This is a genomic window from Microvirga sp. GN3, from assembly GCF_055792825.1.
Map to the genome: position 1 here is coordinate 148086 of NZ_JBVVAK010000004.1, position 21030 is coordinate 169115.

21 protein-coding genes and 2 pseudogenes are annotated in these 21030 nt (G+C 59.2%); 14 read left to right on the top strand and 9 right to left on the bottom strand.

Translation table 11 applies throughout. The annotated features are described in order from the left end of the window. Nucleotides 1-75: 75 nt before the first annotated feature. From ACS5Q1_RS03930 to ACS5Q1_RS03940, 3 genes and pseudogenes are all read left to right on the top strand, one after another. Nucleotides 76-336, top strand: a pseudogene (locus ACS5Q1_RS03930) (site-specific integrase); the annotation flags it as partial. After that, entirely contained in the window at nucleotides 309-1208 is a 900-nt protein-coding gene (locus tag ACS5Q1_RS03935; RefSeq protein ID WP_473096964.1) for a tyrosine-type recombinase/integrase, read from the top strand. The pseudogene ACS5Q1_RS03930 and the gene ACS5Q1_RS03935, both read left to right, overlap by 28 nt. Continuing rightward, on the top strand, nucleotides 1201-3459 hold the full coding sequence (locus ACS5Q1_RS03940; protein ID WP_473096965.1) for a tyrosine-type recombinase/integrase: 2259 nt from the start codon (nucleotides 1201-1203) through the stop codon (nucleotides 3457-3459). Before ACS5Q1_RS03935 ends, ACS5Q1_RS03940 begins: the two co-directional genes overlap by 8 nt. Nucleotides 3460-3802: 343 nt before the next feature. Here the strand turns inward: ACS5Q1_RS03940 and ACS5Q1_RS03945 are convergent, their stop codons facing one another. Further along, on the bottom strand, nucleotides 3803-4297 hold the full coding sequence (locus ACS5Q1_RS03945; RefSeq protein ID WP_473097007.1) for a P-loop NTPase family protein: 495 nt from the start codon (nucleotides 4295-4297) through the stop codon (nucleotides 3803-3805). Nucleotides 4298-4381: 84 nt separating this feature from the next. Continuing rightward, nucleotides 4382-4870: a P-loop nucleotide/nucleoside kinase family protein gene (locus ACS5Q1_RS03950; protein WP_473096966.1), complete on the bottom strand. Its 489-nt coding sequence runs from the start codon at nucleotides 4868-4870 to the stop codon at nucleotides 4382-4384. 1088 nt (nucleotides 4871-5958) lie between these two features. Here ACS5Q1_RS03950 and ACS5Q1_RS03955 point away from each other — a divergent pair. After that, on the top strand, nucleotides 5959-6159 hold the full coding sequence (locus ACS5Q1_RS03955) for a hypothetical protein (protein WP_473096967.1): 201 nt from the start codon (nucleotides 5959-5961) through the stop codon (nucleotides 6157-6159). 651 nt (nucleotides 6160-6810) lie between these two features. Here the strand turns inward: ACS5Q1_RS03955 and ACS5Q1_RS03960 are convergent. Continuing rightward, on the bottom strand, nucleotides 6811-6987 hold the full coding sequence (locus ACS5Q1_RS03960) for a hypothetical protein (RefSeq protein WP_473096968.1): 177 nt from the start codon (nucleotides 6985-6987) through the stop codon (nucleotides 6811-6813). 87 nt (nucleotides 6988-7074) lie between these two features. On the opposite strand from ACS5Q1_RS03960, the gene ACS5Q1_RS03965 reads away from it, so the two are divergent. The 5 genes from ACS5Q1_RS03965 (at nucleotide 7075) to ACS5Q1_RS03985 (ending at nucleotide 11924) form a co-directional block, all read left to right on the top strand. Beyond that, nucleotides 7075-8055, top strand: coding sequence for an NUDIX hydrolase (locus ACS5Q1_RS03965; RefSeq protein ID WP_473096969.1), 981 nt, complete (start codon nucleotides 7075-7077; stop codon nucleotides 8053-8055). A gap of 158 nt (nucleotides 8056-8213) precedes the next feature. Further along, nucleotides 8214-9212: a quinolinate synthase NadA gene (nadA, locus tag ACS5Q1_RS03970; RefSeq protein WP_473096970.1), complete on the top strand. Its 999-nt coding sequence runs from the start codon at nucleotides 8214-8216 to the stop codon at nucleotides 9210-9212. A gap of 9 nt (nucleotides 9213-9221) precedes the next feature. Next, nucleotides 9222-10817, top strand: coding sequence for an L-aspartate oxidase (locus ACS5Q1_RS03975; protein WP_473096971.1), 1596 nt, complete (start codon nucleotides 9222-9224; stop codon nucleotides 10815-10817). After that, nucleotides 10814-11689 (top strand): carboxylating nicotinate-nucleotide diphosphorylase, encoded by an 876-nt coding sequence (gene nadC / locus ACS5Q1_RS03980; protein ID WP_473096972.1) that lies wholly within the window; start codon nucleotides 10814-10816, stop codon nucleotides 11687-11689. Before ACS5Q1_RS03975 ends, nadC begins: the two co-directional genes overlap by 4 nt. A gap of 82 nt (nucleotides 11690-11771) precedes the next feature. After that, nucleotides 11772-11924 carry a hypothetical protein gene (locus ACS5Q1_RS03985; protein ID WP_473097008.1) on the top strand — a complete coding sequence of 51 codons (153 nt, stop codon included), beginning with the start codon at nucleotides 11772-11774 and terminating at the stop codon, nucleotides 11922-11924. A gap of 197 nt (nucleotides 11925-12121) precedes the next feature. On the opposite strand, the gene ACS5Q1_RS03990 is transcribed toward ACS5Q1_RS03985, so the two are convergent. Further along, entirely contained in the window at nucleotides 12122-12760 is a 639-nt protein-coding gene (locus ACS5Q1_RS03990) for a hypothetical protein (protein WP_473096973.1), read from the bottom strand. A gap of 396 nt (nucleotides 12761-13156) precedes the next feature. On the opposite strand from ACS5Q1_RS03990, the gene ACS5Q1_RS03995 reads away from it, so the two are divergent. Further along, complete coding sequence (locus ACS5Q1_RS03995) at nucleotides 13157-13714, top strand: hypothetical protein (protein WP_473096974.1); 558 nt, start codon at nucleotides 13157-13159, stop codon at nucleotides 13712-13714. A gap of 314 nt (nucleotides 13715-14028) precedes the next feature. Then, nucleotides 14029-15249, top strand: a complete 1221-nt coding sequence (locus ACS5Q1_RS04000; RefSeq protein WP_473096975.1) for an HPP family protein — start codon at nucleotides 14029-14031, stop codon at nucleotides 15247-15249. Between the two features lie 312 nt (nucleotides 15250-15561). Here the strand turns inward: ACS5Q1_RS04000 and ACS5Q1_RS04005 are convergent, their stop codons facing one another. The 3 genes from ACS5Q1_RS04005 to ACS5Q1_RS04015 form a co-directional block, all read right to left on the bottom strand. After that, the gene (locus tag ACS5Q1_RS04005; protein WP_473096976.1) at nucleotides 15562-16596 is read right to left on the bottom strand and encodes an RNA-guided endonuclease InsQ/TnpB family protein; all 1035 of its coding nucleotides are present in this window, start codon (nucleotides 16594-16596) and stop codon (nucleotides 15562-15564) included. Nucleotides 16597-16760: 164 nt separating this feature from the next. Next, a complete protein-coding gene (locus ACS5Q1_RS04010) occupies nucleotides 16761-17090 on the bottom strand; it encodes a PilZ domain-containing protein (protein ID WP_473096977.1) in 330 nt (109 codons plus the stop codon). A 256-nt stretch (nucleotides 17091-17346) separates the two neighbouring features. Next, nucleotides 17347-17697, bottom strand: a complete 351-nt coding sequence (locus ACS5Q1_RS04015; protein WP_473096978.1) for an HU family DNA-binding protein — start codon at nucleotides 17695-17697, stop codon at nucleotides 17347-17349. A gap of 688 nt (nucleotides 17698-18385) precedes the next feature. Here ACS5Q1_RS04015 and panD point away from each other — a divergent pair. Continuing rightward, the gene (gene panD, locus ACS5Q1_RS04020; RefSeq protein ID WP_473096979.1) at nucleotides 18386-18838 is read left to right on the top strand and encodes an aspartate 1-decarboxylase; all 453 of its coding nucleotides are present in this window, start codon (nucleotides 18386-18388) and stop codon (nucleotides 18836-18838) included. A gap of 240 nt (nucleotides 18839-19078) precedes the next feature. Here the strand turns inward: panD and ACS5Q1_RS04025 are convergent, their stop codons facing one another. After that, the gene (locus ACS5Q1_RS04025; RefSeq protein ID WP_473096980.1) at nucleotides 19079-19420 is read right to left on the bottom strand and encodes a type II toxin-antitoxin system RelE/ParE family toxin; all 342 of its coding nucleotides are present in this window, start codon (nucleotides 19418-19420) and stop codon (nucleotides 19079-19081) included. Continuing rightward, nucleotides 19420-19695 carry a type II toxin-antitoxin system Phd/YefM family antitoxin gene (locus tag ACS5Q1_RS04030; protein WP_473096981.1) on the bottom strand — a complete coding sequence of 92 codons (276 nt, stop codon included), beginning with the start codon at nucleotides 19693-19695 and terminating at the stop codon, nucleotides 19420-19422. The genes ACS5Q1_RS04025 and ACS5Q1_RS04030 overlap by 1 nt, the downstream gene beginning before the upstream one ends. Before the next feature lie 222 nt (nucleotides 19696-19917). Between ACS5Q1_RS04030 and ACS5Q1_RS04035 the strand changes: the two are divergent. Further along, nucleotides 19918-20142: pseudogene (locus ACS5Q1_RS04035) on the top strand (2-amino-4-hydroxy-6-hydroxymethyldihydropteridine diphosphokinase); the annotation flags it as partial. Between the two features lie 548 nt (nucleotides 20143-20690). Continuing rightward, on the top strand, nucleotides 20691-20966 hold the full coding sequence (locus ACS5Q1_RS04040) for a DUF1127 domain-containing protein (RefSeq protein ID WP_473096982.1): 276 nt from the start codon (nucleotides 20691-20693) through the stop codon (nucleotides 20964-20966). The last annotated feature ends 64 nt before the right edge of the window (nucleotides 20967-21030 follow it).

A 21030-nucleotide genomic window follows, 5' to 3' on the forward strand; every position in this document is an offset into this window, starting at 1 on the left:
CTCGTGCTTTTTGCTAGATTTTCATCTCGAGCTGATAATCTGAGGCATCTTCGGGATACACCGAGGAGGATCTGGATGACGGTTCTATCGGTAGTGCCTGGGACGGCATCTTACCTATTCAGAGTCGTTGACGCTGATGGGAATGATCAGCCCGATATAACATCTTATCTTCAGCATCTGGTTCTCAATGGCCTCTCGCCGTACACGGTGCGCAGCTATGCGTTCGGATTGGCTCATTTTCATATCTGGCTTGGCGGGCGAGACCTGGCATCGCTCGGCCCGGTTGATATCGCCGATTACATAAGTCATTGGCGCAGTTTGCCAAAGCCTCCTGCCCCGGCAACCAGCAATCATCGACTGACCGTCATCTCGGGATACTTCGGTTTCCTCATTCAATCCCGCTCGACAAACCCGGACTGGATGCACAAGAAGAATCCTGTTCCGGCCATCGACCGTACTGCGCGTCAGATCCCATTGCGGGCACGATATCGGTATGCCCGGGCCGATTTGCGCCGCCGGGTGCCTCGACCAGTGCCCTGCCATCTCAATCCCGTCGAGATTTTGAGGCTGTCGCCCGAAGCTGGCGGGATAAAGCGCTGCTGGCTTTGCTGGAGTGGTCTGGCCAGAGAATCGGCGACTGGAATGACGTGCATGGCCGGCATGGCATTCTTGGTCTGGCACTCAATGATATTGACCAGACCAACAGGACAATCACGGTCTTCCTAAAAGGGGCACGGGCCAGTCATACCGTCCCGGTCGGTGAAGCCTTCTGGCCGCTATACCGCGAGTATTTGCGCCTCGAGCGCGGGAAGCGTTCCCATGATGCCGCCTGGATCAGCTTGCGCAGCGGGAAAGGACGAATCCTTCGTTATGCGACCTTCGAGACCGCATTTAGGGATTTGTGCCGCCGCGCAGGAATTAACGGCGTTTCCGCGCATAGCTTCAGGCATAGCTTTGCGCAGAACCTGCTTGATACCACCGACAATCTGGCACTGGTGCAGGCATTTCTTGCCCATTCATCGCCGGAGACGACAGCCGCGATCTATCTGGACGTTCCCTTCGAACGATTGATCACGGCCATCCGGCAACTCGAAGATCGCGCAGCGCTTTCAGCCGTGCCGCACACAGAGCCGGGCTATGCGTTCGACTACGACCCGGCATCTGTCGCGGAACTCGAACGACTGTTCAAGGGGACTGCTCATGACTGATCGAGACTGGCCGGATCGGGAGAACTTGCGACAGTTGCGCTCGGCACGTTACCATCGAGCCACGCTAGAGCCCTTTGTTGCCGGTTGGGCGTCCTACCTGAACGATCCCGAGGTGCGGGGCAAACGTAACCCGACGGCATACCTGATCACGCAAGGGGTCGGTCACTTCTTCGATCACTTGGATCGTCTGCCCGGCGACACGATAGAGCAGAGATGGTCGCAGTTCGAGTTATACTGGATCAACAACATTAAGGGCAAAGGCCGCAAAGCCAAACATCTCGTCAATGACGTGTTTCTGACAGTCCTCGTAATGCGTCTGGTTGTTCCCTCGCGGACATTCCTTCAAGACTATAAGCCTCTCAACTGGGTCCGCACCCTACTGCCACCGGACGCACCGCTCCGGCGCCTGCTTGAATCACTGGTCACCGCGGTCGAGGGCCTGCCACTGCAGTCGTATAATGGAACGACCCGAGTAAAAGCCATCAATCTGGCGACGAAGATTGTCTTGGCAAACGACTATTGGACCGTCGAGGAATTCAGGGAAGCCGACCTGTTCGATCCAGATGACAGCCGCGAGCAGCAGTATACAAAAGGTGTTGACGCTCTCGATGCCGCTCTGTGCATGATCGGGGTGTTCAATCGAACGCCGATGAGAGGCATCACCCGAAGGACCCGGCCGAAAGAGGCGCCAACAATCCCCGAGATGATCGACAGATCGGCCCTTCCTCAGCAGTTCCGTGAAGTAACCCTGTATTACCTGCTGCACTACCGGGATCGGATATCTTCACGATATTCCACGCTGCGCGCCAAGCTGCAGGGTCTGGTCCGCTTCTGGCGGTTCATGGACAGCACCTTCCCTGAGGTTCGGTCGTCTGCTGGTGTGCGCCCAACCCATGTGCAAGCCTACATTCCTCACACTATTGCCTCAGCTCGTGCCAACAGTCGCCCCGGCCCAAGTGCGACAAGCGATGGCACTGTTACCGCCAACCACGACTTGGCATCCATCCGCACCTTCTTCAGTGACATTTCAGTCTGGTCACTGGAAGAGGGCTCCCCTTTCCGAATCCATGCTCCACCCGCACCGCCGCTCAGTTTCCGGGAGACACAATTGCCTGCCATGACTCAGGCATACCGGCGGCAGGAAGCTGCTTTGACACGCCGGATCATTGACCTAGAGCGGGAGATGCCGAAGGTCCGTGCTGTTGCCTTTGAGGAGTGGCAGCGGGCAAAGGATGCTGCGGCGAAAGCAGGTGGGGATCTAAAGGTTTGGCGTGCCGAGGCTATCGCTTTCTGGGACTGGGCATTTCTGGAATTGCTGGTGCAAAGCGGCCTGCGCCTTGAGGAAGCCCATAACTTGACGGTCTTCGACATTCTGCGCCGCACCGACAGCCGTGGCCGCACTTACTTTTTGCTGCATGTGGAACCCTCCAAATTCGACAAGGCCCGATTGATCCCGATCGGCGATTCCCTTGGGAAGGTCCTCTCCGAGATCATCATTCATGTGAAGCGCTTTTATGGGCGCGATCATGTTCCGCCCGTTGATCATTTCGATTTCCACGAACAAAAGCCCCTGCCCCGAGCGCCCTACTTGCTTCAGGGTAGGACGCGCCCGCATATGATCGGCAGATCCTCCATTCGCGCTTCTCTCAAGGAGCTTTCGAGAAAGGCCGGGGCCAAGTGCCATGACGGAAGCCCGCTCGATATCGCGCCGCACGATTGCCGGCGTGTATTCGCCTCGGAGCACCTGAACAACGGCACACCGCCCCATGTCATCCGGGCTCTTCTCGGGCACGAGCGGCTCGATACCGTAATGATCTATGCGAAGCTCTATCCTGGCACGCTGGTGGAAGAGTATCGCCGGCACATCCGGGGCGTGTATCAGGCCATTCACGGACCGGAGGTTCTGCGCGCCCCGACGGCAGCGGAATGGCAGGATCTAGAGCGGAGCTGCGATCTGCGGGATATGGGAACGCATCTTTGCGCGCTGCCTGCGGGTGACCATTGCCCGAAGGGACTCGTGTGTCTTGGGTGCATTCATGCACAACCCAAGAAGAGCGCCTTGCCATTGTTCCAGCAGATGCATGCCAATCATGCCCGTGAACTGGCAAAGGCAGAGGCTCGTGGTGAACCTCTGGGACAGATTGCATCACGGCGTCTGGAGCTTTCCCGGCTCGAGCAGGCTATACGGCGTGCCAAGGAGCTGTCCGTCGACGTTGCGCAAGCAATGGAACAAGCGCTCGCGGCTGCATAGTACTTGGGTGAGGGTGGCGGGCCATCTGAGCCGGCTTCTGGAGACAGATAAGCTGGGCGTTTATAGGAACAGGGCCGCCCACCAGAAAGGCGTCCTCCGAATACGCTTACACGATACCTTGTCCGGTCCCATATACTACAGCGAACCGATCGCGTATCCGCCGGCGATCCACCAAGGAAAGTCCGCCTCTGAGAACAACGAGCTGACCTCGGTCACAGACAGCGGCTGCCATGAGGACTCTGATTTTATAGCTATCCGGAAAAGTTTAGCAGATCAGCGTTCAAGAGGTTGAACAATCATACAACTGTTTCTACTCGCATTCCATAAATGAGTTCCCCCGAAACTAGGAGAATTCGCACTGCTCGAATTGTGAGACACGATCCAGATAGTCGGCAATCTCGGCACGGCTCCTTAGTAAGGCCTTCGGGCCAAGGAAGACGTCGAACAGCCTTTTATGCCCTTCGAACGAGTTCCAGTTCGTCCTAGTCCGGTACTCCGCCACCCACTGAAGCAGATCTTGAAAGCGCGTCTGGCTGCCCCCGCCTTGGATCCCGCGCTGCCGAATGTTGGCGATGCATTCGTCTTCGGGCAGATCGAGCCAGATCAAGGTCGTGACACGACCCAGCACCATCTGCACGAGCTGGCCGTAGACGCCCTCCATAATCCAACGATCAGCCTCAGCCGCCGTTTGCACGTCCTTGTCGCGCAACGACCGATCCCGAGCGATGCCATAGTTGCCCGGCTCCCAATGCAGATCGTCGAGATGGATGACCTGATGCCCGAGAACATTGCCGAGTTTGCGTGCAAGCCATGTCTTGCCGCACCCGCCATTGCCCATGATCAAGATTCGGGCAAAGTCTCCTCGTTGCTCCACTGCCACCTCCAGGAATTTCTCCGCATTTCATAAATGGGTTAACGGAAGTTATCTGATCGCAAGAACCACTTCGGCAGCCTGCTTGGCGCTTTGTTCAGGAGTCCGCCCTGCCGTATCAAGCACGGCGTCGCTGAAGGGACGGTTCTGGTATCCTTCCTCATACATCTCGATGATGCGCTCCCTCTCACCATGGGTGAGACTCCGCGCTCCCCTGTCACTGAGCGCCACCTCAAGGGGTGGTGCGAGCGTCAGAACTACAAGACGGGTTCCTCGCCTTTCTGAGGCTGCTCGAAGCCGATCGTAGTGCGCCTGATCCAGCGGGTATGCCACGATTAGATAGTCCCCTGCGGCCTCTGCGATCTGGTTCTCGATGCGCTCCAATGCAGTCTGGATCCTCATGGCGAGCGGGGCGTCATCCGGAGCATTACGATCATCACCGTCAATGAAGACGGCTCCCGGCAGAAGATCTGCCAAGGCACGGCCAACTGAGGATTTGCCGCTGTTGATTGGGCCGTTGAGGTGGATGACAGTCAACATTGTAGCTCTTTTCTACCGCAGCCACTCGCATTCTTTAAACAGCCTTATCGAAATTTACGCCCTAGAACCCGAATATCTATAGCATCTGCCTGGCTGCCGGCTCATCGAGGGTTCAGCTCGATGACGGTCAGGGAGGTTTCTTAATCTGCCTACTGCCTCGAATAGTGAGTGAATCACCAGCTAGTCTCAGGTGATGTGGCTTAAAAGTCCCTAAATCGACAGTCGCAACGTATCAAGACCAAGGACTCTGTCTACATCCTATTGATTTCCTACGACTTTCAATCTGCTGGATGTCGGATTAGTCCAGCCCTGCAACCCTGACCAGCTGTGCTGGACTAATCCGACGCTACGGAGCTCTATGGCCTCACCCTTCAACTCACTTAGAAAATCACGAGATAAACTTGCCATAGAGGCGGATCCTAGTTGTCCCGCCTCGGATTGACAGAGTGTCGCCATCGACAACGTCAGCCTGCCCCGAAAGGGCCTGAGCCTGAACTGCAGGGGAGATAATGATGGAAAGCCCGAGAGCGAGGAGGGCACGAGACTTCATACCTAAACGATGCACGAACCCAGGCCGTTCTACAAGGAGTTAATCCCATCGACCTTCTCCTCCTCCCGCTTCTCTCCCAGAGGCATAGGAATGCTCTCCGCTCTCCAGACAGGGAGGAAGAAGGCCCAGTCGCGCAGAAGGTGATAACGCTCCGCCAACACCACCCAATGCCCCCTTCCCAAGGATGGCACCCTAGCCATCGGCTCGTAGGTGCCGCCAACGTCCAAAGCCAGGTCCATTTTGGCCAAGCTGAAACCACTAAAGATCTAGGGCATTACTCCTAGCGGAAGCCGATCGTCCACGCGTGGCTTCCCGGAACGAGGGCCTCCTTATCTCCCTGGCAACGGCGGGTGAGGAGGCCTTCTTGTCTCGATGCAGTCATTAAGCATGCGGCCTTTGAAACCCTCTCTTCACCCTCCATGCCATACCTGCAGCCTGACCTGCTCTCATCATTTTCTCCAATGGAGTACCTCGGCGGAGCTAAGGAGGAGTATTCCTAAATAGGATATTCTACCTCGTGTGAACATAGGAGACTTGCATGACACAAGAGCAAGTCGATCACGTGGCACGAACGTTCTACGAGGCCGAATTTCCAGACCCCTGGAATGAGGCCCGAGAAGCAATCCAACAGCATTTCAGAGACCTAGCTCGTACGGCGATCGCCACTCTCAACCATCAGATTGCAGAGTACCGGTCGGCTACCAAGCCAGCGGCACGACGTACTGCCGCAGTTCCCTAATCCCTTAGGGGTTGGGGGCTCTATCTGCGCCGTCTTAAAATAGGAACAAGAGCGCACTTGGCATGGCCGGAGATGCCTCATCCCTATGTGGCAGCAATGGTTTACGAATCAACAAGGCGGGTGTGACGCTCGATCAGGAGCGACACGCGGTGGCAGAGCAATTGGCTCGGGAAACCCAATCGGCTGGGCCCCTCTGGCTGCCACTGCCTTTCTCATCATCGTCGGTACAGTAATAGTTGCCTCTACCTGTGTACGGCGACACATACGCAATCGCGAAGGGGGATGGCCTAGCGATCAAGAGGGATCGCCGTATCGGCGTCGTGGGCATTCTGGGTTCGATCAAGGCTGTCTGGCATCGGTACTTGCCCGAAGACGCCAAACTCGGAACTGCGATCCTGACGCGCCAGAACGAAAGTGGTTTGTTGTGCTCTCGGTCGAGGCCGAGTTCGTCGAGACATGCGGAACAGGATCGCTTGGAATTGATCTCGGCCTCGATTGCCTGATCGCAACCATTAACGGCGAGATGATTCCGGCACCGCGCTTCGCCCGAAAGGCTCACGCAGCGCAGCAGCGGCTTGCTGTCGCCTCGGCAGAGATCGCCAATCAGCGCCGCAATTTCGCGCATAAGCTGTCGCGGTCCCTTGTCTCGCGCTATTGCCGCGGATACAGCGCTGCGAGTGCGGCGTTGTCCTCGACCGTGACGTTGCGGCGGCAATCGTCGTGCATCAGAGGGCCTTCCCGCATGGAACGTGCGATCGGACGCCAAGCCAGTGGGTTGCCGTATGGCTGGTCCGAGAAGCTGTCGGCTTTAGCTGACAGAGTCTTCACCCCCAACCTATTCAAAGTTCATCTCGACCAAGGGAGCCAAGCGACCTATCGTGGTCCCTCTCCGATCCTGAGTCATTCTGCGTACCCATGGCGTCTTCCCTCTCCTCTCGGCAACAAAAGACCCGCGTGCAGTCCCCGGCAGCCCCAACCGTCGATCTCAGCGCCGTGATCATGGCGGCCACGCCGGACGAGCCGCGGGTTCTCACCGTCCGGGTTGATCAACTCGACGGCCTCCCCTCCGGGCCGTTGCGATCTGAGCACCGGACCCTGGAGGTGGGACTGCGCACGTGGGTGGCCGAACAGACCCAGTTGACCCTCGGCTATGTCGAACAGCTGTATACGTTTGGGGATCGCGATCGCGCTGAGGCGGACCTTCAGCGTACAGGGCATGCCCTGTCGATTGCCTATCTTGCCCTCGTACGGGAGGCGCGTCCGGCCGGACTGGCGCATGCGGCGTGGCGGAACTGGTATGCCTATCTGCCGTGGGAGGACTGGCGTGAGGGCCGGCCCAAGGCTCTTGCGGTCATTGAACCCGCGCTAAAGGCGTGGGCACGGGCGGGCGGCAAGCCCTTGAGGCAGTTCCGGGAGGAGCGGATCGAGCTTACGTTCGGGTTGGAATCCGGCACTTGGACCGATGAGCGGGTGCTGGAGCGCTATGAACTGCTCTACGAGGCAGGGCTCGTTCCTGAGGCCCTCCGCGACGCACCGCCGCCCGTCTCTCCGAAAGTGCGGCTCGCGCCTGGGCAGCCGATGGCGCTCGACCACCGGCGGATCCTGACCACGGCCATTGGCCGCCTGCGCGGCAAGATCAAGTACCGGCCGGTGATCTTCGAGCTGATGCCTGCCACTTTCACCCTGCTCGCTCTCCAGCGGACAGTGGAGGCCCTGTCCGGTGTCCGGCTGCATAAGCAGAATTTCCGTCGCCTGATCGAGATGCAGGGACTCGTTGAGGAAACGGGGGAGGTCACAACTGAGACGGGTGGGCGCCCAGCCCGGCTGGTGCGCTTCCGGCGCGAGGTGCTGGTCGAGCGGCCGGCTCCTGGCGTGCGACTGCCCCGCTTAAGGTGAGGCGTTGTTGCAGCAAATTGCGGGTTGACGTGAGCTTATACTCCCGTCTAGCATAAGTCATGCGCCGGCTATCCAGCCGGTTTTCTTGCGCGTCAACAATGCTCACATTGAGCATTAATCCGGCTCACTAATGCTCTCGTTGAGCATAGGAGACTTCCATGTCCGCTTCTGCTCCGATGGTGTCCGCGTCCCTACCCCTGCCCGATCTCTACGCCCGCGTCAGGCACCATGTCCCGGCCATGGAGTGGCCATTTTATGCCAGCGACATTGAGGCCATCCTCGCCCTCAAGCGCGAACACAACGCAGTTATCCTGGCTCACAATTACCAGACACCCGAGATCTTCCACACCGTGGCTGACATCGTCGGCGACAGCCTGGCACTGGCTCGTGAGGCGGTGAACACAGACGCCGATGTGATCGTGCTTGCGGGTGTGCACTTCATGGCGGAGACCGCCAAACTCCTCAATCCGGACAAGACGGTGCTGATCCCGGATGCCAAGGCCGGTTGTTCCCTGGCTGAGTCGATTACGGCAGACGATGTGCGCCAGCTGCGGGCGCGCTACCCGGGTGTGCCCGTGGTCACCTATGTGAACACCTCCGCCGCCGTAAAGGCCGAGTCGGACATCTGCTGCACGTCGGGCAATGCGAAGAAAGTCATCGAGTCCCTCGGTGTCGACCGTGTGATCATGCTGCCGGACGAGTTCCTGGCGCAGAACACGGCCGCTCAGGTGCCTGGCGTTGAAATCATCACCTGGGCCGGCCACTGCGAGGTGCACGAGCGCTTCACCGCCGAGGACATCCGTGAAGTGCGCCAGAGCTATCCGGATGTGGTGGTGCTGGCCCATCCGGAAGCACCGCCGGAGGTGGTGGCGGAAGCCGACTTTGCCGGTTCAACCGCCGGGATGGCCGATTTCGTCGGTGAGAAGCGCCCGGCCCGGGTGGCCCTCGTGACCGAGTGCTCGATGAGCGACAATGTGGCGGCTCTTTATCCCGAGGTCGAGTTCGTGCGGCCCTGCAATCTGTGCCCGCACATGAAGCGCATCACCTTGCCCAAGATCCGGCAGGCTCTTGAGCAGCGTCGGTACGAGGTCACGATCGATCCGGCGGTGGCCGAGCGGGCCCGGCTGGCAGTCGAGCGCATGCTTGCTGTTCGCTGAGGGCCAGCCATGAGAGCAGCCCATCCGTACGACCGTGTTGTGGTCGTCGGCGGCGGCATCGCGGGGCTGGCGACCGCCCTGCACCTCGCGCCGCTGCCCGTGACCTTGCTTGTCGCCTCTCTACTGGGACAGCAGGCCTCCACGCCTCTGGCTCAGGGTGGGATTGCCGCAGCGCTCGGGGACGATGACCACCCTGCCCTGCATGCGGCCGATACCCTGCAGGCGGGAGCTGGCCTCAGCGATCCTGACGTTGCAGTGCGTGTCGCAGCCGCCGCGCCCTCGTGTATCGAGTGGCTGATTGCTCAAGGCACCACTTTTGATCGAGCCGTGTCTGGTGACGAGCTGATCCTGGGACTAGAGGCTGCGCACTCGCGCCGGCGGATCGTCCATGCGGACGGGGACCGGACCGGCAAACGTGTTTTGGAAGCCCTCATCCATGCCGTAAGGAACGCCACTTCCGTTCAGATCATGGAAAACTATCGCGCCACGGATCTGGTGCGTGATGCTAACGGCGCAGTGGCCGGTGTGTTCTGCATGCCGCGAGGAGAAGGCGGCGGCGAACCTATCCTGATCGCAGGCCGGGCCGTGGTGCTGGCGACAGGTGGGATCGGAGGTCTTTACGCGCACACCACCAACCCCCTAAGTGCGGTAGGGGGCGGACTGGCGCTGGCGGCTCGTGCTGGCGCTGTCCTGCGCGATCTCGAGTTCGTTCAGTTCCATCCCACGGCCATTGCGGCTGGCGTCGATCCGATGCCGCTTGCCACCGAAGCTCTGCGTGGTGAAGGAGCTCTGCTCGTCAACAGCAGGGGCGAGCGCTTCATGCAGGAGGTTCCCGGAGCGGAACTGGCGCCGCGCGATGTGGTCGCCCGGGCGATCTTTGCCCAGATCTGCGCCGGGGAGCGTGTGTTCCTCGACACGCGCGCCGCCCTTGGAGAGCACATCACCAGCAAGTTTCCGGGCGTGACAGCGCTGTGCCGAGCCAGCGGCGTCGATCCGGTGCTGGATCCAATCCCTGTGCGCCCTGCCGCTCATTACCACATGGGCGGGATCAAGGTGGATGATCAGGGCCGAAGCTCTGTCGAAGGGCTCTGGGCCTGCGGCGAGATCGCTTCGACCGGCCTGCACGGGGCCAATCGGCTGGCGAGCAACTCTCTCCTTGAGGCGCTGGCCTATGCCGCCTGGATTGCCGATGACATTAGAGGAATGGAATGCCGGCTGTCGCTGGCGAAGCCCCCCTCACCTCCTCCTGCTCTACATCCGTCCAGTTCTGGTGATCAGCAGTCTCTGCATCTACGGCAGATTCGGTCGATCATGGATCAGCAAGTTGGTGTTCTTCGCGATGCGGCTGGGTTGCAGCAGGCCGTCGGTCACCACTATGCGATGATGCAAGCAGGGCGTTCAGAAGGTGCGCGCGACGCTACCTTGGTTGGCCTGCTGATCGCAACAGCCGCCTACACCCGACAGGAAAGCCGTGGCTCCCATCAGCGGCTCGATCACCCTGACCGCATGCCGGAACAGCATACCGAGACGACCCTCGATCAGGCGCTGCGCATCGCAGCGGAGATCGACAACCAGACAGCGGCACTTGCCAAGAGAGTTGCATGAAACCGACAGTCACCACACAGGATGTCTTGGCTTCTCTCCCGCGCCTGCTGGTGGAGCCTATCGTGCGCGCAGCGCTGCTCGAGGATCTGGGCCGGGCAGGCGACATCACGACCGATGCCGTCATTCCTGCCGATGCCAGACTGCACGGAGCCATTGTGGCCCGTGAGCCTGGGGTGGTCGCGGGCGTCGATGCGGCACTTCTGGCGTTCACATTGGTCGACCCTGCCGTTGCAGTCGTGATTGACCGTCCCGACGGCAGTCGGGTGGACCGAGGAGAGGCCGTTCTTCGGGTAGATGGCTCGGCTCGGAGCATTCTCTCGGCGGAGCGCGTGGCTCTCAATCTGCTCTGCAAACTGTCGGGAGTCGCAACGGCAACAGCGGCTCTCGTCGAAGCCGTTCGCCCCCATGGATATGCCCGGATTGTCTGCACGCGTAAGACGACGCCTGGGCTGCGTTCCCTTGAGAAGCATGCCGTTCGGGCCGGAGGAGGAGCCAACCATCGCTTTGGGCTGGATGATGCTGTTCTCATCAAGGACAACCACATCGCCATCGCTGGAGGCGTCCGACCGGCGCTGGAGCGAGCCCGTGCGGCCGTCGGCCATCTCGTCAAGATCGAGATTGAGGTCGATACCCTCGATCAGCTGGATGAGGTGCTGGAGGTCGGAACTGACGCGATCCTGCTCGACAACATGAGCCCGGATACCCTCTCGGAGGCCGTTCGGCGGGTGAACAAGCGAGCTATCACGGAAGCCTCTGGCCGGGTGACAGTTGCAACCGCACCAGCAATCGCAGCCTCAGGCGTGGATCTGATCTCCACCGGCTGGATCACCCATAGTGCCCCGATCCTGGATCTGGGGCTCGATGTAAGCTGAACACGTTCCCGGGGACTGCCGGCGCCCGAAGCCAGAATCCGGACGCGGCCGTGATGCGATCGGGCCCGGGTGGTGATCCAGCTTGTTCTCGCAACGTCCGTTCACGCTTGCGCGGTACCACGTGATGCAGCGTCTGATCTGCGTGATCGAAGACGTTGCGGGCGGCCTGCCGGATGCGCTGCTCGTTCTCCCCGAGGGTAATTCCACACGCAGGTTGCACGATGCACCGGAATAGCTTCGAAGGATGTTGGGACTATCCCTGCCACGGCTCCCAATTCGACGTGGAGGGACAGGTGCTCAACGGCCCGGCGGCGACGCCGCTCGCGTTTGTCTCGCAGAGCAGGCGACCAGGGGCCGCGTCGCGGGCTGAGATCCGGGACGATCACGCGCGGGCGGCAGCCGCCGCCCGGACATTCGCGCGGTGCGCGGACCTTAAGCCTTCGCCCCGAGCTGCTCGCGTACACGCGACGCGTCCTGGTGGACGAGGGAGCGACCAAAGGCCGTCGACGCGAAGATCGCGAGCGCGAGCAAGGTCGCATACCCAAGCAGAATGATCGTCGCGGGCACGACGAAGTTCAGCTGCGGAATTGCGCCGAGCCCCAAGGGCACGAACCAAGACGTGGCCGACACCGCGCCGGAGGCCAGCATCAATGAGCGCTCGCGTGCGCCCAGGCCGTCGAACAGGCCTCGACCGATCCTCGACTTCAGGAAGGGTAGAACACGGCGGTGGATGTAGACGCCGTTGAGCGAGAGGACGCCGACGATGGCCATCTTCGCCCAGACTTTCGGGTTGTCCAGGTTGGCGGGCGCAAAGAGCGCATAGTGGGCGAGAAAACCGAGCCCGGAGATCCACAGCATCACTAGGCCCACCGTGACAATCCGCGATGAGAAGCGGATGACCTTCCAGTGCTCCTCATGCACGCCCCCTTTCACCAGGAATTTGCACGTCACCAGGTCGATCAGCGTCGCAGCGCCTAAACCCAGCACCAACCCCAACAGGTGCATCAGGCGCAGGCCGCTCTTGATGGCCATCGCCGCCTCACTGGAAACGCTCAGGTGCACCACGCTCATTTTCGCCCGCCTTTATGCAATTGCGAGTCATTCGCAACTGGTGGAGTGCATACCGTGGCTATTGCACGCCTACAAGGGTAGAGTTGCGATGCATTCGCAAAATTGTTGCCGTCGAGCCGCGGCACGGCCTCGCTTCCAGTTGCGATGGCTCGCAAAAAACGGAGGAGACGCCGCATGCGATCAGACTTGAACGCAGCCAGCACCTTTTAGAAACTGGGATACGCAGATCACCTCGTCACCTGGAGCTTCGCTAGGTTCTGTCGCGAACGAATTGTTTCAGAAGGTCAGCTATTGCTCCCTGGGTCCAGGGACGGAGGGCGCGGTGTTCAAGGGCAGGCATTTTGATCAATCCGTTGAGACTGCCCGTGTCATCCTCGGTGGCATCGAGATATTCATATGATGCGCAAGCAACGGGCGAAGTACGTCCCCAATCCGTATCCCTCGCCGGCAGAGCAGTTCGAGATCCTTGTTGCCTTACCATTGGACGCTGTCCGGCCGCTTTCTTGGTACTCGGCAAAGTTTGTGAGGATTCCCGCCAATCACACTCAGGAAACGCTGGATCGCTTCGTCAACACAAGGTCGAGCATGAACGCGATGTTCGAGTCGCATCGGATAACTGGCGACGTGGACTATCTGCTCCAACTCGTCGCTTCCGACGCTGAGGCCGATGACTTGTTCTGCAAGCATTTGATCGGAATTGTCCACTCAAAAATGCCGGCTCGCGCTTCAGTGTCGAATGGGTGGGATCAACGGCGGCCCTGTCGATCGAAACAGCTGCTTGAGATCAGGAAAGGCGCGCAGACCTTACGCGACTCTATGCACATTCTCCGCTGGACGGACCAAACAGAATTCTCTTCTCTATCTGAGAAATACGAGAAAAGAAGCTTCTATCAGTCCCTGTTCTTTCAAAAGGACATTCCATTGACTTGGCTGAGGCGTCCGCGCGAGACATGAGGTCATGTCAGCGCTTGCCCTGCTCCCTCGAACATCATCCTCCGGAGACGATGATCGGCTTAGTCTCGATTGCGTCTTGGGTGCAGCTTCACCAATCCAGCGTACGTCGTTCGCTGGCCGTCTCGCTGGAATCAACACAGGCCAAGTGCTATTCCCCACGTGGGTGCACCCGCACGCCGGGCAGAGCCTCTTACGATCCTCTTTGCCAGCGCGTCCGAGAGCTCGGAGCGGCTGGCTCAGGTCATCGGGAAGCCCGCCTAAAAGGCGAGGCGCATCCCCTCTCCAGCAATCCCCCTCCCGTGCGACAGTTGCCCATGACTAAAGTGCTTCGGTCTCTATCGTGGGCAAAGCGCCTTGTTCCGGACCTGGCCCATATCAGTCGTCTGGAGCAGCTTCGCGTTTGCGCTGGAATATTAGCGGGCATCATGACGGTCGGATTCATCGGAGCAGCTTTTCTCGGCTCTCCGGAGGACCTGCCCCTCCTGAGTGCGCCTTTGGGGGCTTCTGCCATCATTTTGTTTGCCCTGCCTGCGAGCCCGTTGGCGCAACCATGGTCCCTTCTCGGCGGGAACATGGTGTCGGCAGCCATCGGTGTGACATGCGCCAAGTGGCTTGGAGACCCTCTCATGGCGGGCGCGCTCGCTGCGATTGCCTCGGTGGCTATGATGTTCTTTCTGCGGTGCCTGCACCCTCCAGGCGGAGCTCTGGCGCTTATGGCTGTTCTTGGCGGGCCGGCGATCAAGGCTGCAGGGTACGGGTTTGTCCTCTGGCCTGTCGCGCTCGGATCATTGATCCTGCTGGTGATGGGAGTTCTGTTCAACAATTTAACCGGTCGACGGTATCCGCATCTGACAAAGCCCTCCTCTTCCAATCTTCATAAGACCACTGATCCTGCACCCCTGCAGCGGGTCAGATTCAGGAGTGACGATTTGGATGCCATCCTGCGCGAAAACGACGAAGTCGTTGACGTGAGCCGCGACAGCCTTGAAGACCTGTTCAGAAAGGTCGAGGTGCAGGCATATAATCGCCGCTTCGAAAGGGTCACCTGCGCAGATATCATGTCTCGCGACATTATATCCGTCACAACAGACACTCCGCTGCGGGCGGCTTGGAGGCTTCTCCGTCAGCACAGTCTCAAAGCCTTGCCCGTTGTATCCGATCAGCACCGCGTCGTCGGGATGATCACCCAAGCCGACCTCATCAAGCACAGTGATTGGGATGCAAAGAGAGGACTTCGGATCGCCATCCGTCAAATGGCACGTCGGGTGATCCGGCTCGATTATGGGCAAACAGGTTCAGTGGGACAGGTCATGACAGTTCCCATCCAAACAGCCCGGCCCGATGTTGCTGTCGCCAAGCTCGTTCCCCTGATGGCCGATGCTGGGTTGGAGCAAATTCCGATTGTTAATGATGAAGACCGGCTCGTTGGCATCGTTGCACAGTCGGATGTGATCGCGGCGCTGTTTCGAACTCAGTTGGCCACGGCATCTGGATCACCCGAGCGTGGCAGACCGACCTTGTCGGTTGTCCAGTAACAAGGCTTATCCCTGAAGCTCATGGATCCGCTCGCCCTCTTGGATTGAAGCAGGGCGCCTGAATTGCTCGGCTTCATCGAAACGACAAGTCCTTGGCACTCTCGCCCGTGATAATTGGGTAAAGATACATGGGATGCCCGCAAGCGGCAGTGGTGCGTGAGACACAGCCCGCGCAACGAGCCGTTTACTCTGTGCGGTTACATGGGACGTCGGCTCAGTTAAGTATTGAGCCCCAAAGAAACCCCTGTTCGGTTGCTCAACCTAGGCGGGGTCTCTTCCACCTATTTCCTGGGCGAGTGATGCCTCCGCGACCTAAAGGACGCGGCTTCCAGGTCCCTTCAGACCCAGCGTCTCGCACCCGAGACGGGCAATGTTCAGAGCAGCGTTCCGATCGCGGTCGTGAACCGCACCACACTCGCTGCACACCCACTGCCTGACCGCAAGCCCGTCTCGACCTTGTGGGCCGCTGAGCGCATTGCACCCGGAACAGGTTTGCGTTGAGTAAGCCTCATCCACCTCTGCAAAAACAACGCCTGCGTGATCGCATTTATACTCAAGGACGTTGCGCAGGATGGACCAACTCACATCGTGCGTCGCCTTCGCGGCGCCCGATGCAATCTGCCAGGGAGATGAGATGTTGCCAACGAAGACGGCACCCGCGCGGTTCACCACCGCGCGGGAGAACTTGTGGAGGGCATCCTTTCTGCGGTTCCCGATCTTGGCATGGATCGTCTGGACCTGCCGCTTGCGGCCTCGCCTCTGCGCCTCGGCGAGTTTTGCCTCCTGATTGCGGTAAAACCGCGTTTGTGGCAGTTCCGGCCCGTCGGAGCATTGCGCTGCCGTCTTGTGCCCGAGGTCAATGCCGACGATGTGCGTCCGGTTCGTCGCCTGGCGCTCGACCTCGCAGACGACGTTGCAGTACCAGCGGCCGCGTGCGTCCTGCGAGAAGCTGCCGGACTTGACCCGGCCCTCGATCTCCCGGTGCTGCCATAGCCGGATCTTCCTGCCGCGGAACAGCGCGATCGAACCACTGATTTCGACATCCTGGTTGGTGAACGGGATCCAGCCGAGGGACCGCCGTGCACCGTGGCTCACCCGCCAGCGAAGCTTCGACCGGCGGGCCTGCTTCCGCTTGTCGATAAACACGTCGATGATCTCCTGGATCACCTGAGACGGCAGACCAAGTTCCTTGCTCGCGCCCTTGGTCAGATCCCGCAGCTGCTTTTTCGTCGCCCATTGCGGGCCACGGCGTGCTGAGCGCTCGCTGATCTCGTTGACGTAGTTCCAGACCGTGTTGGCCGCATGGCCGAGCGCGACCAAATGCTTGCCGCTCGTCGCGTCCTTCACGCGAAAGCTGAACGTCTTATAAAAAGGTTCTTGGTCTGTTCTGGACATCGCTCTGGATATACCGTCGCAATGACCAAGGTGCAAGGCAATGTTTGATGCGGCTTTCGCCGCATGCTCCTATCCACCCTCTCCCTGAAGAGCAGAGGACTTCCAGCGCAATTTTGCTAGCCTGTCTGCACTGAGGATCCCCAAGATCGATCAGGTCTGGCGCCCGCTGCGTGGTGGCTCATGTGCTGCCGCCAGAGAAACCTAACGCCGTAGTGCTCACTTCGGCTCCAGACCACACAAGCATCGACACGCAGGGCGAGGCTGGGAATCTCCAGCACAAACTCCGGCGGAAGAGCTGTAGCGGTCGCGAACCTGATCCGAACGCCGCCGGCAGATATGTTTTCGACGGTACAGGTCAGCGTTGCACACTGATTGGGGAGCACAATTTTGGCACTGTGATTCGACGGTCGTCGGTGATGCCAGCGGCGTTCGTCCTCTCTCATCATTGCGATCTAACGCCTCCAGGTGAGTCGGCTGCTGAGAATTGCCGATTTCTGGGATCCGTGATGACCGCGAACAGAATGGCGCCGCCTAAGACTCCCGCCGTCAGTTCGCCAACGACAGGGGTATCAATATCTTCTGGAATACTGGTTGAGATGGCGTGACGAACTTGATGGAACGCAGTAACCGCTAGGCCGACTAAGCAACCATCGATCGTACTCTGTGCGGAACGCAGATTCTGCTCCGGTCCTAATTCCGTTTTCATGCTGTCCGCCGTTCCCGAAACTCAAGATCCTTCGGGACACTGAGGGACGGAGAGAAAGCCCGGTCCATATGGGCGTTGCGAACGTTCGAGGGATTAAGCGCGATGACTCGGCGCGGCTTTAGTGGGACCTCGATCCCTGTTTTCCGGTTCCGCCCCACCCGCTTTACCCTATCGCGCACATGCAAGATGCCGGACTCCGACAGCTTCACACTCTCACCTGCTGCAAGAGTCTCGCAAATCTCTCCGAGAACCTGTGAGACCAGTTCTGCGGCCTCAGCTCGTGAGATGTGAACCTTTCGACAAACGGCATTAACGAGGTCTGTCCGGATTACGTTCTTGCCCGCCATGACCACACTCCAGTCACGTCAAAGAAATGGGCTGCCGTCGCCAGCAGCCCGAGTTTGGAAGGAACGGCCTCCTCAGAGGAGCGACACCGCATATGCACAAGGGGAAAGCGGGTCGCGAAGGCTTCTTACTATTAGAGCTGTTTCCACTTGCATATAATCAGCTATTTTCTTTGTTATGACGCATTTTTTGACGGCGAACCGGAGCCATTTCGCCGAAAAATTGCTCTAGGTGCTTTTCTTTGAGACCCCCCGTCGCCGATGTAATCGATTACGAAATTATCTTTTTACGAGCAGATTAAATTTGTGACGAGGAAGCCGCAGACTGCAGATGCGCTGGCCTCACCGGCCCTGTCGCGAATGGCTCGTCCCCATTGCTTGCGACAATCGACCCAAAAAGAACAAACTGACTGTCTGTGGTCCAGGATCAGCAAAAACGATCTCACTCGAAGGATGAATAGAGAAGATCTAACCCTTGAGCCCAGACTCGTTGCCACGCTAGAAGCTTGCGCAGAATGAGGGCCTTCTCTTATGTCATCTGGAGCCCGTGTGCGGCGTTGATGTCGGCGCTCCTCCTGAGAATGGAAGTCGATTCTTGCAGCACGGAATCGACCATGACTGCTTGCTGGAGCGATGACGCTGCCTTGCCATCCGGCCAGGTGCATCGACAGCCTTCAAGAAGGATTACGCCATGAGGAAAGTTGTTGCTGCTAAGTTGCATGGCATCCACGTGACCGAGGCAAACCTGAACTATCACGGCTCAATCACCTTGGATCCGGATCACTGTGAAGAGGCCGGGATTTACCCACTCGAGTTCGTGGAGATTTGGAACAAGAGCCCCGGCGCCCGAATCTCGACGTATGTGATTCTCGGTGAGCGCGGATCCCGGTGCTGCATCTTGAACGGGGCTGCGGCGCGAACCTGCCAGCCGGGGGATCAAGTGATCATCTGCAACTCGATTTACATTCCTGAGGGGCAAATCACCGAGATGACCCCGAGGATCTTGACCTTCGACCACGACAATAACGTCGTTGAACGTCTGAGCTATCAGGTGCGTGTCGATTCAACAGGACGCTATCAGTTTTCGATTCTCAGTGAGGCAGGCGTCAGGCAGCCGATCCCCCTTCTCACGAGCGTCGGGTGATCTCGCACGCATTGTTCACGACTTGGCGAGACCGGGCTTGCCCCGGCGGATCTCCTCGTCCTGTGCCGCCGGATCGAGCAGGAGCTAATGATCTTCACAGAGAGGTTGTAACATAGGATGGCAGGTGCCGTTGAAGAATTGAAGAAGCGGGCCGAACTGACCGAACGGCGCCGAGCCTTGGAACAGGGAATCGTGCAGAGCTATGATAATGTCGCCGCCATTGATCGCGTGTCCGTGCGGTCAGGCTCCGAGCAGCCTCCGCACCAATACCGACTGCATGTCGCGTCGGCCATCTGCGATCAGGTAAATGATGACCTGTTTTCCTGTCACGCGGTAGATCGCACGGTACGGTTTGAACGAGGCCTGCCGGTACTCTTTGATGCCCAGTGCGACCAGTTCTTTCGGATAACTGCCGCGCTCCGGAAAGTGTGACAAGCTCTCCACGATTTCCATCAACTGATCCAACACGCGGTTGGCACTGGCCACGCAGTCGAACTCTGCGATGTAGTCATAGATCGACTCCAAGTCCTGCTCCGCACCCTCGGTGAGCAGGACTTTGAACTCCGCGGGCGAGTTTGCCATCAGGCGGGTGCGCGTTTGGCACGCAAGCGAGCGACGATATCAGCTGCAGATTTGGTCTTGCCTGCGGCCACGTCCTGGTTGCCCAGAGCCAGAATTTTCAGAAGCGCCAGCGTTTCCTGGGTTTCCTCAAACGAGGCAACGTCCTGCAAGACCGCTTTGGCTTCACCGTTCTGTGTGATGACCAGCGGCTCCCGCCGTTCGGCAAGGTTTGTCAAAACCTCGGCGGCGTTGGCTTTGAGATAGCTGATCGGCTTGACTTGAGATGAGTAGCGCATAGCTGTCCCCGGCAATCAGATAAGACCGAATATAGACTTTTAACGGTCTTATTGCAAGGGAGCGTTAAATCAGTCTCCTTTGCCTTCTCGCGACGGTCAGGCGGAGCTCGCCCGGCACGTCGCGAGTATGCTCGCCAGCAACGCTGACCTGAAATGATCGGCAGCTTCTTTCGGCACGCAGGCCTCTTCGTTGCAGTGCTTCCGTGAAGATCATTAGGACGCACGCGGGAGATCCGACGGGAACCGCGGGTCATCGACATCGATATCCTGACCTATGACGATGTTGCGGTGAACAGCACCGATCTGGTCCTCCCGCATCCACACATGGCGGAGCGCGCCTTCGTCCTGGTGCTATTGGCCGAGATCGCACCCGATCTGCAGATGCGAGGTCGGAGCATTACGGATGTGCTTGCGGGCCTTCGACAGGATGTCCGGAGGATGCCGTGAAACGAATTATTCGGTTGATCGCTCGACGACCAGCGTTATCAGGCAAGGTCTCGCTTTAACAGCGGCTGAGGAGCGGCGAGGATCTTTCTTAAATTCCGGAATGCGTCGAACAAGCACCGCCTCACGATCTGGGGCCATGATCAGGGTCGGACGCTGCCGGGGCCGGGCCACGAGGCGATCCACTCAAGTCCACTCGGGCTGAGGCGGATCTGATCGCCGTGGGGCTCCCGTCAGGAGGGGACTCTCACTGGCTGCCCTACACAACCTCATGCTCCCTCAGACCCCTCTGAATGGATCCTGTGCACATGCCCCCTGCCCTCTCTTCCACGAACGGAGAAGGGGCCGAAAAATCCTTCTACAGAACGCCCCGGCAATGCCTAGGGCGCACTCCGATGAACACTTGATGACAGTGACATGCAGTGCAGGCATGCCTGCTGCAATTGTAGCATCCCTGCTCATTTGTGCATCGCACAGGTATGAATATTGCACCGCACACGCAAGAACAGCAGCCACCAGCCCTCACGTTAGCGAATTGATAGGAGTTCCTCATGCTCGTCTCCCACGTCCTTGCTAAGTTCCGGGCTTACCGGCGTTATCGTGAGACAGTCAACGAACTGTCCAGGCTCTCGGATCGTGAACTCAATGACCTCGGCATCAGGCGCTTCCAGATCGACAGCATCGCTCGACAGGGCACAGCGGCCGAACGTCGTGCTGCGCCGCGGCGCGTCCACGCCCGCTCTTCAGCGGGCGGTTGCGCTCTCGACGACATGCGCCACACACGAACGCTTCCTCTCCTCCTGCCTCTCTTCCGAGGAGCAAACTGACGCTAGAGTCCAAAGGGGTCGTCTCATCGCGGGCCACTTGGCAAGCATTGTCTCAGTCCCCCAC

Coding starts and splice junctions, on each gene's coding strand:
- ACS5Q1_RS03955 (WP_473096967.1), top strand. CDS start 5,959: ATGACACAAGAGCAAGTCGATCACGTGGCACGAACGTTCTACGAGGCC.
- ACS5Q1_RS03965 (WP_473096969.1), top strand. CDS start 7,075: ATGGCGTCTTCCCTCTCCTCTCGGCAACAAAAGACCCGCGTGCAGTCC.
- ACS5Q1_RS03945 (WP_473097007.1), bottom strand. CDS start 4,297: ATGGGCAATGGCGGGTGCGGCAAGACATGGCTTGCACGCAAACTCGGC.
- nadA (WP_473096970.1), top strand. CDS start 8,214: ATGTCCGCTTCTGCTCCGATGGTGTCCGCGTCCCTACCCCTGCCCGAT.
- ACS5Q1_RS03995 (WP_473096974.1), top strand. CDS start 13,157: ATGATGCGCAAGCAACGGGCGAAGTACGTCCCCAATCCGTATCCCTCG.
- ACS5Q1_RS04000 (WP_473096975.1), top strand. CDS start 14,029: ATGACTAAAGTGCTTCGGTCTCTATCGTGGGCAAAGCGCCTTGTTCCG.
- ACS5Q1_RS04025 (WP_473096980.1), bottom strand. CDS start 19,420: ATGGCAAACTCGCCCGCGGAGTTCAAAGTCCTGCTCACCGAGGGTGCG.
- ACS5Q1_RS04015 (WP_473096978.1), bottom strand. CDS start 17,697: ATGGCGGGCAAGAACGTAATCCGGACAGACCTCGTTAATGCCGTTTGT.
- ACS5Q1_RS04010 (WP_473096977.1), bottom strand. CDS start 17,090: ATGATGAGAGAGGACGAACGCCGCTGGCATCACCGACGACCGTCGAAT.
- panD (WP_473096979.1), top strand. CDS start 18,386: ATGAGGAAAGTTGTTGCTGCTAAGTTGCATGGCATCCACGTGACCGAG.
- ACS5Q1_RS04030 (WP_473096981.1), bottom strand. CDS start 19,695: ATGCGCTACTCATCTCAAGTCAAGCCGATCAGCTATCTCAAAGCCAAC.
- ACS5Q1_RS03940 (WP_473096965.1), top strand. CDS start 1,201: ATGACTGATCGAGACTGGCCGGATCGGGAGAACTTGCGACAGTTGCGC.
- nadC (WP_473096972.1), top strand. CDS start 10,814: ATGAAACCGACAGTCACCACACAGGATGTCTTGGCTTCTCTCCCGCGC.
- ACS5Q1_RS03990 (WP_473096973.1), bottom strand. CDS start 12,760: ATGAGCGTGGTGCACCTGAGCGTTTCCAGTGAGGCGGCGATGGCCATC.
- ACS5Q1_RS03950 (WP_473096966.1), bottom strand. CDS start 4,870: ATGTTGACTGTCATCCACCTCAACGGCCCAATCAACAGCGGCAAATCC.
- ACS5Q1_RS03975 (WP_473096971.1), top strand. CDS start 9,222: ATGAGAGCAGCCCATCCGTACGACCGTGTTGTGGTCGTCGGCGGCGGC.
- ACS5Q1_RS04040 (WP_473096982.1), top strand. CDS start 20,691: ATGCTCGTCTCCCACGTCCTTGCTAAGTTCCGGGCTTACCGGCGTTAT.